11 protein-coding genes and 7 tRNA genes are annotated in these 11,967 nt (G+C 33.8%); 12 read left to right on the forward strand and 6 right to left on the reverse strand.

The window, feature by feature from the left end:
• Positions 1 to 8 precede the first annotated feature (8 nt).
• The 5 genes from IB617_00520 to IB617_00540 form a co-directional block, all read right to left on the reverse strand.
• Positions 9 to 746, reverse strand: a complete 738-nt coding sequence (locus IB617_00520; GenBank protein ID UZE93319.1) for an RluA family pseudouridine synthase — start codon at positions 744 to 746, stop codon at positions 9 to 11.
• Positions 747 to 761: 15 nt separating this feature from the next.
• Positions 762 to 835, reverse strand: a tRNA-Val gene (locus IB617_00525).
• Between the two features lie 22 nt (positions 836 to 857).
• Positions 858 to 929, reverse strand: a tRNA-Ile gene (locus IB617_00530).
• A 31-nt stretch (positions 930 to 960) separates the two neighbouring features.
• Positions 961 to 2,856 carry an ATP-dependent zinc metalloprotease FtsH gene (gene ftsH, locus IB617_00535; protein UZE93320.1) on the reverse strand — a complete coding sequence of 632 codons (1,896 nt, stop codon included), beginning with the start codon at positions 2,854 to 2,856 and terminating at the stop codon, positions 961 to 963.
• A gap of 24 nt (positions 2,857 to 2,880) precedes the next feature.
• The gene (locus tag IB617_00540; protein UZE93321.1) at positions 2,881 to 3,978 is read right to left on the reverse strand and encodes a S1 RNA-binding domain-containing protein; all 1,098 of its coding nucleotides are present in this window, start codon (positions 3,976 to 3,978) and stop codon (positions 2,881 to 2,883) included.
• A gap of 127 nt (positions 3,979 to 4,105) precedes the next feature.
• Here IB617_00540 and IB617_00545 point away from each other — a divergent pair, with 127 nt between their 5' ends.
• The 5 genes from IB617_00545 (at position 4,106) to IB617_00565 (ending at position 6,101) form a co-directional block, all read left to right on the forward strand.
• A complete protein-coding gene (locus tag IB617_00545; GenBank protein UZE93322.1) occupies positions 4,106 to 4,759 on the forward strand; it encodes an MBL fold metallo-hydrolase in 654 nt (217 codons plus the stop codon).
• A complete protein-coding gene (rplS, locus tag IB617_00550; protein UZE93323.1) occupies positions 4,756 to 5,244 on the forward strand; it encodes a 50S ribosomal protein L19 in 489 nt (162 codons plus the stop codon). Before IB617_00545 ends, rplS begins: the two co-directional genes overlap by 4 nt.
• Positions 5,216 to 5,875, forward strand: coding sequence for a hypothetical protein (locus tag IB617_00555; protein UZE93324.1), 660 nt, complete (start codon positions 5,216 to 5,218; stop codon positions 5,873 to 5,875). Before rplS ends, IB617_00555 begins: the two co-directional genes overlap by 29 nt.
• Positions 5,840 to 5,923, forward strand: a tRNA-Leu gene (locus tag IB617_00560). The genes IB617_00555 and IB617_00560 overlap by 36 nt, the downstream gene beginning before the upstream one ends.
• 106 nt (positions 5,924 to 6,029) lie before the next feature.
• Positions 6,030 to 6,101 (forward strand) — tRNA-Val (locus tag IB617_00565).
• Between the two features lie 13 nt (positions 6,102 to 6,114).
• Here the strand turns inward: IB617_00565 and IB617_00570 are convergent.
• Complete coding sequence (locus IB617_00570) at positions 6,115 to 7,104, reverse strand: hypothetical protein (GenBank protein ID UZE93325.1); 990 nt, start codon at positions 7,102 to 7,104, stop codon at positions 6,115 to 6,117.
• 147 nt (positions 7,105 to 7,251) lie between these two features.
• Here IB617_00570 and IB617_00575 point away from each other — a divergent pair.
• From IB617_00575 to IB617_00605, 7 genes are all read left to right on the forward strand, one after another.
• Positions 7,252 to 7,337 (forward strand) — tRNA-Ser (locus IB617_00575).
• Between the two features lie 238 nt (positions 7,338 to 7,575).
• Positions 7,576 to 8,808, forward strand: coding sequence for a hypothetical protein (locus IB617_00580; protein ID UZE93326.1), 1,233 nt, complete (start codon positions 7,576 to 7,578; stop codon positions 8,806 to 8,808).
• A 163-nt stretch (positions 8,809 to 8,971) separates the two neighbouring features.
• Positions 8,972 to 9,343 carry a DUF4446 family protein gene (locus IB617_00585; GenBank protein ID UZE93327.1) on the forward strand — a complete coding sequence of 124 codons (372 nt, stop codon included), beginning with the start codon at positions 8,972 to 8,974 and terminating at the stop codon, positions 9,341 to 9,343.
• On the forward strand, positions 9,327 to 10,826 hold the full coding sequence (infB, locus tag IB617_00590; protein UZE93328.1) for a translation initiation factor IF-2: 1,500 nt from the start codon (positions 9,327 to 9,329) through the stop codon (positions 10,824 to 10,826). Before IB617_00585 ends, infB begins: the two co-directional genes overlap by 17 nt.
• A 174-nt stretch (positions 10,827 to 11,000) precedes the next feature.
• Positions 11,001 to 11,073, forward strand: a tRNA-Cys gene (locus tag IB617_00595).
• 71 nt (positions 11,074 to 11,144) lie between these two features.
• On the forward strand, positions 11,145 to 11,789 hold the full coding sequence (locus tag IB617_00600; protein UZE93329.1) for a hypothetical protein: 645 nt from the start codon (positions 11,145 to 11,147) through the stop codon (positions 11,787 to 11,789).
• 13 nt (positions 11,790 to 11,802) lie between these two features.
• Positions 11,803 to 11,888: transfer RNA gene (locus IB617_00605), tRNA-Leu, on the forward strand.
• The last annotated feature ends 79 nt before the right edge of the window (positions 11,889 to 11,967 follow it).

Raw genomic sequence — 11,967 nt, forward strand, 5'->3', positions numbered from 1 at the left:
TATAAAGGTTATTGAGAATCCTCCTCCATTTTTTCTAAAACTTTTTTTAAATCCCTTGGTATTTCGGATTTAAATTCTTTTTCTTTATCATTTAAAAGTTTTATTTTCAAAAAACCAGCGTGCAAGAATTGTCTTTTTAAACTTTCTGGATGGACTTGATTCTTAAAAGAGTATAATCTATCTCCTGCAACCGGATGACCTAAATAACTAAAATGAGTCCTAATCTGATGCTTTCTACCGGTTCTTAATGTAACTCCGACTAAAGTATAATAATTTCTTCGCCCTCCCTTACTAATACTTCGGAGGGGTAATAAAACTCTATATTTTGTAACAGCTGTTCTTTTCCCTTCAGAACCCGGCTCAAGTGGAAGATAAACTTTTTGTTTTACTCTGTTTTTTGGTGAGCGACCAATCAAGGTTTTAATCTCTCCTTGGGTTTCTTTTAATTTCCCTGAAAGTAAAGCAATGTATCTTTTAACTACTTTCCTGTTTTTGAATTGTTTTTGTAGAAAAGATAAACTTTTATTATTTTTAGCTATCAATAAGATTCCTGAAGTATCTTTATCTAACCTATGAACTATTCCATATCTTGGGGGTTCACCTACTTTTCTTAAATAAGGAAATTGTTTTAAAAGTATGTCAATTAATGTTCTTTCAGTAGTCTCTTTTTCTGGAAAAACAATAATATTAACTGGTTTATCTATTACTAAAAGATTTTTATCTTGGTAGATAATTTTCAATTTCATATATTCTATTTTTTGTGGGCGATACAGGATTTGAACCTGTGACCTCCACAATGTCAGTGTGACGCGCTAACCAACTGCGCCAATCGCCCATATTTGCCTGCGACAAATTTGTGGGCGTGCGTGGATTCGAACCACGGACCTTGTCTTTATAAGAGACATGCTCCACCACTGAGCTACACGCCCGTAATTAAATTATAAACCTCAAACTATAAACTTATAAACTTTTAACTTTTACTTTAATTGATTTTTCTTTTTTTCTGGTTGGTTTTGAAGTTTTGAATGTTTTTACCTCTTTCTTTTTAATTAATTTTTCAAACTCCTCTTTTTCAATTGTTTCTTTCTCAATTAAGGTTTTTGCAATCTTTTCTAATAATTTTTTCTTTTTCAATAAGATTTTTTTGGCTCTTTTTTCAGCATCCTTGATAAATTTTTCTACTTCTTTATCAATTAAAGCAGCGACTTTTTCAGAATAGTTCCTTTGTTCTGAAATCTCTCTTCCTAAAAAAATTAATTCTTCTTTTTCACCAAAAGAAACTGGCCCTAACTTAGACATTCCATATTTTTTAACCAATCTTCTAGCTAAACCAGAAGCTTTTTTTAAATCATCGGCAGCTCCAGTTGTGATCTGGCCGAATTTTAATTTCTCAGCAACATATCCTCCAAGCAAAGTTGCCATCTCTGCTAAAAATTCTGTTTTTGTTTTAATCCTCTTTTCCTCTTTGGGCATTTTTAAGGTATAACCAGCCGCAAATCCCCTGGCAATAATTGAAATCTTTCTAACAGGTTCTGCTTCTAAAAGAAAAGAAGAAACCAAACCATGACCTGCTTCATGAAAAGCAGCTATTTCTTTCTCCTTTTTTGATAAGATATGGCTTTTTCTCTCAGGGCCCAATAAAACTTTTTCAATAGACTCTAAAAATTCTTCTTGAAAAATTTGGGTTTTGTTCCTTCTTGCAGCTAAAATTGCTGCTTCGTTAGCAATGTTTGCTAAATCTGCTCCAGAAAATCCGGGAGTCCTTTCAGCAACTTCTCTCAAGCCCACATCTAAAGCTAATGGTTTTCCCCTACAATGAATTTTTAAAACTTCTTCCCTGTCATTAATATCTGGTAAGTCTAAAACTACCCTTCTATCAAATCTACCAGGACGTAAAAGTGCAGGGTCCAAAATATCAGGGCGATTGGTCGCACTGATAACTATGACATTGGTATCTCTTTCAAAACCATCCATTTCCACTAATAATTGATTTAGAGTTTGTTCCCTTTCATCATGTCCTCCACCAATTCCCGCTCCTCTCATACGACCTACAGCGTCAAGTTCATCCAAAAACACCAAGCAAGAAGCGCTCTTTTTTGCAGTAGCAAATAAATCCCTAACTCTAGCAGCTCCTGTTCCCACAAACAACTCTACGAAAGTGGAACCTGAAGTATGGAAAAAAGGAACATTAGCTTCCCCGGCTACTGCCCTTGCTAACAAAGTTTTTCCTACCCCGGCTGGGCCTAAGAGCAATATTCCTCTTGGAATTCTCGCTCCCATTTTCAAATATTTTTTTGGATTTTTAAGAAAATCTACTACTTCTTTTAATTCCTCTTTTGCCTCTTTTTGACCGGCAACATCTTTAAAACTAATTTTTTCTTTTGGATGACCTTCTGCTCCAAATAATCTAGCTTTTGCCTTAGTAAAATCAAAAGCCTGCATCGCTCCACTTTTAGCTTGCCGAAAAATCATCCAAAAAAAGACACCAAAAAGTAAAACAGGAAGCACTGAGAATAAAACAGGTCCAAGCCAACTCCAATTTCCACCTCTTTCTTTTATATCAACCTTAAGTTGAACTAACTTTTCTTTCTCTACTCCATAGTTTATTAATGACTCAAACAAAGAAGCTTCTGGTTCTTTCTTGGATTTAGCTATTGTTTCATCTTTATATATTGCTTCAATCTCATCTCCAGAAACAGTAATTTTTTCAACTTTATCCTGATTAATATCTTCAATCAGTTGGGTAATTGATAATTCTTTTATTTCTTTCAGCGGCTGGAAAAATAAACTAAAAAGGGCAGATATTGTTAGAAAAATGAATAAAATGAGTAAAAAATTTTTAACTAAAATTTTCATTTTTGCAATAAAAATTATTTAACTTTACTTATCCTTGATTAATTTTAAACTCATTCGATGTTCTTTCTCGTCAATTGATAAAATTTGGAATTTGTATTTTTTCTCTATCTCTAAAACATCTACCATTTTCTCGCCTTCAAACTCAGAAACGTGACAAAGTGCTTGAATCTCTTTATCTATTTGAATGAAAGCTCCAAAAGGATTAAGTTTAGTTACCTTGCCTTTAATTATTTCGCCTTTCTTATATTTTTTCTCAATGCCTTTCCAGGGGTCTTTTTTTAAGGCTTTTAGAGATAAAGAAACCTTACCGTTAGATATATCAAGAATTTTTGCTTTTACTTTATCACCTACTTTAACAGTTTCTGCTGGGTCCTCGATGATTTTCCAATCCAACTCGGAAATATGAATTAAGCCCTCAAGCTGCTCCTTTTTGGAAGAAGCTTTCTCCTTCGCCGAGGATTTGGAGGACAAGGGAAATTTAATAAATGCTCCAAAATTAGTAATACCAGTAATTTCTCCCTTCACAACGTCTCCTATTTTATAACTTTTCAATATTTCTTTTATCTTGTCTAAATCTTTTGCTTTCTCTGATAAAATAATTTGTTCTTTCTCTGGGAATAAATCAAGTATCTTTACATCAAGCTCTTGACCGATGAATTCTTGAAGCTCTTTCAAAATTTTTGCTTTATCTCCTCCCTCAACTTTTGGGTAGTGCTCACTTGCTAATTGAGAAACTGGCAAAAAAGCAGAAATGCCTGAAATCTCGCTTATTAAACCGCCTTTATTTGCTCCTAAAATTCTTATTTTTATCAATTCACCTTTCTCCTTCTTCTCTCTAAGGCTTTCAAAAGATAACTCCCTAAATGCCCCACTTACCGATAATTCAATGAATCCCTCTTCTGCATCAAGCTCGATTATCTTGCTGAAAATTTTATCACCAATTTTTAAATTTTTTAATTTTTCTTTAGCTTGATAAAACTCTCTTCCATAAATTTTTCCTGTTCCAATTGCTCCTAAATCCAAAAAAATTGAGGACCTTCCCTTACCAACAACTGTTCCTTCAATAATATCTCCGATTTTTGCCGGTTTCAAAAAATTGTTTTTTTCTAATAATTCTTTCATATTAATATTATCTATTAGATGCTATTTATCTTACAATGTTTCATTTAAATTTTCAACCCCATTAATGGTTGAATTATAAGGAGATTTATGATAAGAGTAAATTATATTCTTATTCTTATTTACCCCTATGCAAATTATTTGGTATGGTCATTCTTTATTTCAAATAACAACTAATCCTGAGAGAAACAGCCAGGTAAAGATTGTAATTGACCCCTATGATAAAAGTATTGGATTAAGAGTACCGAAACTTGAAGCTGATATTGTATTAGTTACCCATCAGCATCATGACCATAATAATGTTGCAGCTGTTGCTGGAAATCCTTTTTTAATTGAAGGACCTGGAGAGTATGAGGTAAAAAATATTTTCATTCAGGGAATCTTGAGTTCTCACGATAATTCTCAAGGAAAAGAAAGAGGCACAAATACAATATATACTATTGAAAGTGAAAATATTAAGCTTTGTCATTTGGGAGATTTTGGACAAAAAGAATTAACTGATGAGCAACTAGAAAAAATTGGTGAAGTTGATATTCTAATGGTTCCGATAGGAGGAAATTATACTCTTTCTGCAAAAGAGGCTGCTAAGATAATGTCTCAATTAGAACCGAAAATTACTATCCCAATGCACTACGCTATCCCAAAATTAAAAATTAAGTTAGATTCCTTAGATAATTTCTTAAAGGTTTTTGGGATAAAATCTTTATCCCCAATAAATAAACTTTCAATCAAGAAAAAAGATATATCAACTGACGAAGCAAAAATAATAGTTTTTAAAAAATGAAAAAAGTAGAAAATATTATAAAACCATTTTTAAAAAAGGATATTCCCGACGTTCGCCCCGGCGATACGGTAAAGGTTTTCCAGAGAATCAAAGAGGTTCCAAAGAAGGACAAATCTTCTAAGAGAGAAAAGGGTAAAGAAAAAATCCAAATCTTCGAAGGAATAATTATTGCCAGAAAACATAAAAAAGAAATTGGAGCTACAATCACGGTCAGGAAAGTAATCAGTGGTGTTGGGGTAGAAAGAATTTTTCCTCTTCACTTACCAACAATTAAAAAAATAGAAATAATAAGAAAAAGCAAGGTAAGGAGGGCAAAACTCTATTACCTAAGAAAAGCTAAAGGAAAAAGGGCAAGGCTAAAAAGAAAAGAATTTGCCAAAGCAATAGCAGAAGAGAAATCAAAAGAAGAAGAAATTAAAAAAGAATGTACTAAAGAAGAACCACAAGAGGAACAAGATGAAACCAAAAAGAACTCAAAAAATTAAATGGTCGCCAGAACTTGCTTATGCTGTTGGACTCATTAGTGCTGATGGCTGTCTATCTATTGATAGAAGACATATAAATTTTACTTCAAAAGATATTAAACTCCTAAAGACTTTTAAGAAATGTCTTGGGTTAAGGAATAAAATAGGCCGCAAGAGTAGTGGTAAATCATCTGAAAAGAAATATTATCAAGTTCAGTTCGGAGATGTTATTTTTTATCGTTGGCTTAATGAAATAGGCCTCACCCCACATAAAAGTAAAACTATTGGAAAGTTAAAAATTCCTAATAAATATTTTTTTGACTTTTTAAGAGGTAATTTTGATGGAGATGGATATTTCTATTCTTATTGGGATAAACGCTGGAAAAGTAGTTTTATGTTCTATACTATATTTAGTTCCGCTAGCCGAACTTTTATCGAGTGGTTAAGAAAAAGAATAAAAACGTCACTTGAAATAAAAGGGTATATAGTTCAAAACAGAAAGGAAAATTTTTGGCAATTAAAGTATGCGAAAAGAGAATCAAGAAAATTATTATCAAAACTTTATTACTCTAATAAAATTCCCCTCTTAGAAAGAAAATATTTAAAAATAAAAAGAGCCGAGGTGGAGGAACTGGAAGACTCTCATCCTTGAGGTGGATGTGTCAGCAATGACGTGCGGGTTCGACTCCCGCCCTCGGCACAATAAATTAGAAATTAATACGATTGCTCCGCAACCTTTAGTTAATGAGTTTATGAGAAAAGATTTTACTCATCACTCATCTACTCATCAACTAATTACCAAATACGGGCAATTAGCTCAGTGGAAGAGCGCGTCGCTTACATCGACGAGGTCGCAGGTTCAAGTCCTGCATTGCCCACACTATTAAAAATTTATTTTAATCTTTCCAAAGCCCTCTTATATATCTTTTCATTAACCGGAGTTTTAACTCCTGTTTTTTTTCCGAGGTTGACCACAGCTCCATTATAGTAATCAATCTCATCTAAATCCTTTGGTTTTCCGCCTCTTCCTTTGCTAACAATCTTAGTAATAATGCCTCGGAAAGGTAGTAAAAAAGAAGTTGGTACTAAACCAAATAAGCTAGCGAAAAGTTTTACGGGATAACGAGGGAAATTAAGAAATTCTCCTCCAGAAAGTTTTACTGTTTTAATATATTCTCTTAAAGCTTTTACTTCTTCTTTAAATATTTCTTTGTTTTTAAATCCATCTTCGACTGAAGCTCCCCTTGAAGCTGCTGCCATACCAATTAAGTTTAAAAATAATTTTGAAAATTCTAAATTCTTGGCATCTTCTGAAGGGAATTCTTTAATTTCAAAACCAGCTTTTTCAAAAATTTCAACAATATCTTTAATATCTTCATCATCCGAAGTTTTTGAAAGAGCAATTCTAATAGGTAAGGAATATTTAATATAGGTTTTATTTCCTGATTCTCTTTTATCTATTGGATTAAAAAGGGCAATTCTAATTATTCTTACTTTTTCTGCCTCTTTCCCTAAAACTTGTCTGAGGGATTCTTTTGCTTCAGAGATAGCTGCAATACCATTTTGAGAAATTAAGAGAGAGGGTGGTTTTCTTCTACATCTTGTAAAGTAATATTTTATTGGAGGAGAAACCGGATTTTTGGTTGTTAAAAAAATAGTATCTGGTTCAACTTTAGCTTTAAATTCGGTATCTTTAATAATATTTTCTTCAAAAACCTGAGGTATTTTTTTCTTCCTCTCAATAAAAAGCTTCTTCTCCTTAACCAACTTTACCTCTCTTCCTCTAGCCACCCCCAAAACATTAGCTGAATTCCTGAGTTCAAAAGCAAACATTGTCCCGGTCCTTCCTCCAACTCCGATTATGGCAATTTTCTGTTCCATATTTTATAAATATATCATTATTTAATAATTAAATGAACTCTATGAGCGAGGTGAATTGATTTAAAGTAAATTTTGTGATAAATTTAAAACGAATTTTCAAAAACTAATCCTATCCCCTAAATTATATATTCTAAATTCTGGATTTTTGGAGGGTTGGCAGAACGGCAATTGCGCTGGTTTCGAACACCAGTAGGAGTAATCCTTTGTAGGTTCAAATCCTACACCCTCCGCCAGTCAGAATTTTTCAAGGATTTATTCGCCTCGCGCCTCACTGCGGCTCGGCGCTCGGCCACCAATTTATACTCACTTTGAGGCAAAAAAGAAAATTGTTGATTAAGTAAAATATGGTTCGAGCCGATATTTTTTAGAAATGACGATTTAACAAAATAAACCCTTGCTTATTTTGCGGGGGGGGGAAATATAAGTAAAGGTCGCGTAAAAAATAATTAACTAATTTTTAAGAACAAAAATATGATTAACCAACAACTGCTTGATTACATCAAGCAACAATTACGACAGGGTGTAAGCAAAGAAGAAATTAAAAATTCTCTTTTAACTAATGGTCGGCAGGCAAAAGATATTGATGAAGCTTTTAATTCAATAGGACAGCTAGAGCAACCAGAATCGTATGGTGCACCAGGAACCACTTTTCCGCAATCGGACATTTCTTCTGTAAAGCCCCAAAAAAAGAAACTGGCTTTGATTATCTCTGTGATTTTGGGAGTCATTATTATAGGAGGCGGAGTATTCGGCTATTTTTATTATTTCCAGTCACCGGAAAGAATTGTCCAGAAAATGACTGAAAAGATGACCGAAATAAAATCTCTGGAATATACAGGACAAATCACAGTTGAAATTGAAACCAGTAATCTTCCTGCGCTTTCTCCGTTAGGAAATGGCAACCTTCAACAACCGAAAGAACCATCATCGCTCAAACAAACGGGTAAGTTTTCGATAGATTTTAGCGGTGCTTCAGATTTGCACGATTTAAATAATCCGAAGGCACTTTTCAAGTTTGATATAAACACAGATGTTTTGCCGCAAAGTTTTGGATTAGAAGTAAGAACTATTGAGAATATCACCTATTTGAGACTAAGTAATGTTCCTGATTTGGGATTTTTTGATTTATCGTTCTTAAAAAATCAATGGATAAAAGTTGATCCTGAAGCAATAAAAAAGCAATTCGGATTAGAAAAATTAGATGAACAACTTAAAGAAGTACAGAAAGAACAAGAATTATCGCCTGAGCAGATAGAACAGATAAGGGAAGTTGTTGCTTCTATAAAGATCTTCGAAATTACAGAGAAATTGCCAAGCGAAAAAATCGACGAAGCAAATACTCACCACTATAAATTCGTAATAGACAAAGAGGGACTCATAGAGTTATTTACAGAAATAAGTAAAATAATACAGAATAAATCTCTGACCGAAAAGGAATTACAAGAATTAAACGAGTCATTACAGGCAATAGAAAGGTCCGAAGGAGAAATTTGGATCGGGAAAAAAGATTTGCTGCTCTATAAAATTCTCTTAAGTTTGAATATCAAAGAAACAGAAAAGACAAAATCTGAAGGTAAAATCACTATGACAGTCCAATTTAAAAACTATAATAAAGCTGTACAAATAGATATTCCGACATCCGTAAAAACACTGGAAGAAATTCTGGGTGAATTGTTTGGTGGATTATTTGGCGATGGTTTATAGAACCTCGGACCAGGCTTTCAGTTACCGAATCAACAACCGCAACAATTACCTGAAGGAACAATGGATTTTAATAATGAATTTTTGCCCGCCTGCCTGCCCTGCGAAGCAGGACTTGGGATGGGAAGAGACTACATTATATATAATATAAGTAATCTATAAGTCTATGTTTAAGTTTTTAAAAAAGAAAAAAGAACCCAAGAACTTAAAAGAAATTTTATCTCAATTTAATGATATAAAGGGAAGTTTTAGTAGAATCTCCAAAAAGCTGAAAGATTTGGAGAACAAGAATAAATTTTCGATTCAAGGAATAGGTGTAGTCAGATTTAATCCTTTTAAAGAAAGCGGCGGAGACCAAAGTTTCTCAATTGCCCTTTTAGATGGCAATAAGGATGGAGTGGTCATCAGTAGTCTCTATGGGAGAGAGGGAAATAGAGTTTTTGCAAAGCCAATAAAAAATGGTAGGTCAGAATATTTACTGACCGAAGAAGAAAAAAGGGCAATAGAACAAGCAAAAAAAAATGGTAAAAACAAATAAAAACTTAATTAATCGTCCTCCGGTGGTGGTAGTATTAGGTCATATTGACAGCGGGAAAACAACTCTTCTTGACCAGGTCAGAAAAACAAAGGTTGCCGAAAAGGAATCCGGCGGCATTACCCAACATATCGGTGCATACCAGATTGAAAAACAAGGAAAAAAAATTACCTTTATTGATACCCCTGGTCATGAAGCTTTTTCTCAAATGAGGTCAAGAGGAGCTAAAATAGCTGATATTGCTATTCTGGTAATCGATAGCTGTAAAGGAGTGGAAAAGCAAACAGAAGAAGTTATTTCTCATATTAAAGAAGCTAAAGTTCCACCAATAGTTGCCTTTAATAAAACCGATAGACCAGAAGCTAATCCTGAAAAAGGAAAAAGAGAATTGCAAAAAGAAGGTATTTCGGTTGAATCATTAGGAGGAAAAGTGCCTTCAGTTGAAATTTCGGCAAAAACAGGACAAGGAGTCGAAGATCTTTTAGACTTAATTCTACTCATGGCAGAGATGGAAAACCTAAAAGCAGACATCTCAAAGAAAGCTACGGGAGTAATTATTGAATCTTATTTAGACAGCCAGAGAGGTCCAACAGCCACCTTAATTTTAAACGAAGGGGTATTAAGGTTAGGAGATGCTATAGCTACTCTTTCAGTATTTGGAAAAGTTAAAAGTTTAGAAGATTTTCAAGGGAAACAAATCTTTGAGGTCTTTCCGGCAGACCCTGCGGTCTTTTTGGGTTTAGAAGATGTACCAAAGGTGGGAGAAAATATTATGGTTTTCTCTAATTTAGAAGAAGCAAAAAGCTATATTCAACCTTCGCTAAAAGAAAAGGTGATACAGGAAAGATTTGAATTAAAACCTGAACAAAAAGTTCTAAACCTAATCTTAAAAACTGATGTTTTAGGGTCAATTGAAGCAGTTAATGAAGTTTTAAAAAAACTGCCTCAAGAAAAAATTGTCTTAAGGATTTTAAAATCAGATGTTGGAGATATTAATGAAAATGACGTTAAGTTAGCAAAAAGCTCGAAGGCTCTAATTTTGGGTTTTAGAGTGAAAATAAATCCTGTTGCTAAAAAACTGCTCCAGAGAGAGGAGACTAAGGTTGATGTAATGAACTTTGATATAATTTATGATTTGGTGGAAAGAGTTAGAAAATTTATGGAAAAGACCTTAGAGTATAAAACTATTAGAACCGACATTGGAAAGATGAAAGTTTTGGTAACCTTTTGGAGTAAAAAGAATCGCCAGATTGTTGGAGGAAGAATTATTGAAGGAGAAACAAAAAGGGGAACCTTAATTGAGGTTTTGAGAGATGAAGAATTGATTGACCGAGGGAAAATGATTAATCTTCAGAGAAATAAAAAAGATATTGAAAGTGTGGCGAAAGGTGAAGAGGCTGGAATATTATACGAAGGAAATAAAAAAATCGAAAAGGGAGATACCTTAATATTCTATACAAAAGAGAAAAAGAAAATGGAACTGTAAATCTCAAGACGTATCAAACGAGTTAATCAATTAATAAAACGCGAGATATCTCGAATTGAGGAAATTTTAGCAGAGTTGAAAAAGAAGGGAAAATAAGGTAAAATGAAAGGACGAATAGGGCGCGGTAGCGAAGGCGGTAGTCTGCCTGCCCGCTAGTCGGCCTGAGCTGGTCATGGCCACGTACCCAAGTAGGTAAGGGGGCAGTTTGCAAAACTGCTATACGTCGGTGCAAATCCGACCGTGGCCTCAAAGCTCTGGCAGGCGGGCAAAACTATTATACGTGGGTGCAATTCCCATCCGCTCCTCCATTTGGTTTTTATGAAATCTCATAAACACTCACTTAAACAAGATTTTTTTGATAAATGGTCCCCGGAAATGGCTTATGTTTTAGGATTTTGGTTTGCAGATGGATACATGCGAAGAAGTGGATCTTATAAAATTGTATTTTATGCAAAAGATTATGAGATGCTTACTAAAATTAGAAATGTAATGGGTTCAAGCCATCCATTTTATAGAGATAAAAGATATGAAAGTTTCCAATTTACCGTATACTCAAAACGACTGTTCCAGAAGTTATTAGAATTGGGAGGAATTCGGTGTAAAAGTAAAACAATGAAGTTTCCAAAAGTACCCTTCCAGTATTTACCAGATTTTATTAGAGGCTATTTTGACGGTGATGGAAGCGTATTTTATACAACTTATATACATAGCAAAAATAAAAAACTTCGTCGGGAATTAAGAAGTAACTTTACTTCTGGCAATAAAGAATTTCTTGAATCTCTTCAAAATATCTTTATAAATGTTCTTGGATTTACTAAAAAAAAGATATGTCCTTACGATGAAAGGGCGTCCTGGAAATTAGGGTACGGAACAAAAGATACTTTAAGCTTGCTACGATTCATGTATTATCCTAATTATCCAATAGGATTGGATAGAAAGTCTTCCTTTTTAAAAAATAGATAAAATAAATATAATTGCCGCGGTGGCGGAATTGGCATTACGCGAGTGACTTAAAATCACTTGGGATTATATCCCGTGTGGGTTCGAGTCCCACCCGCGGCACAAACTAAAAAACCACCTACGCCAGTTGGCGGGGGTGGTTTTTTTATTAAGCTCTTAATTTTTAAAGTTTAAGATAAAT

The organism is Candidatus Nealsonbacteria bacterium, assembly GCA_026016225.1.
Lineage (GTDB): Bacteria > Patescibacteriota > Minisyncoccia > Minisyncoccales > JANBVM01 > Nealson33H.

Bases quoted from the DNA above. Each gene is read 5' to 3' on its own strand.
- IB617_00520 (UZE93319.1), bottom strand. From the start codon at position 746: ATGAAATTGAAAATTATCTACCAAGATAAAAATCTTTTAGTAATAGAT.
- ftsH (UZE93320.1), bottom strand. From the start codon at position 2,856: ATGAAAATTTTAGTTAAAAATTTTTTACTCATTTTATTCATTTTTCTA.
- IB617_00540 (UZE93321.1), bottom strand. From the start codon at position 3,978: ATGAAAGAATTATTAGAAAAAAACAATTTTTTGAAACCGGCAAAAATC.
- IB617_00545 (UZE93322.1), top strand. From the start codon at position 4,106: ATGCAAATTATTTGGTATGGTCATTCTTTATTTCAAATAACAACTAAT.
- rplS (UZE93323.1), top strand. From the start codon at position 4,756: ATGAAAAAAGTAGAAAATATTATAAAACCATTTTTAAAAAAGGATATT.
- IB617_00555 (UZE93324.1), top strand. From the start codon at position 5,216: ATGAAACCAAAAAGAACTCAAAAAATTAAATGGTCGCCAGAACTTGCT.
- IB617_00570 (UZE93325.1), bottom strand. From the start codon at position 7,104: ATGGAACAGAAAATTGCCATAATCGGAGTTGGAGGAAGGACCGGGACA.
- IB617_00580 (UZE93326.1), top strand. From the start codon at position 7,576: ATGATTAACCAACAACTGCTTGATTACATCAAGCAACAATTACGACAG.
- IB617_00585 (UZE93327.1), top strand. From the start codon at position 8,972: ATGTTTAAGTTTTTAAAAAAGAAAAAAGAACCCAAGAACTTAAAAGAA.
- infB (UZE93328.1), top strand. From the start codon at position 9,327: ATGGTAAAAACAAATAAAAACTTAATTAATCGTCCTCCGGTGGTGGTA.
- IB617_00600 (UZE93329.1), top strand. From the start codon at position 11,145: ATGAAATCTCATAAACACTCACTTAAACAAGATTTTTTTGATAAATGG.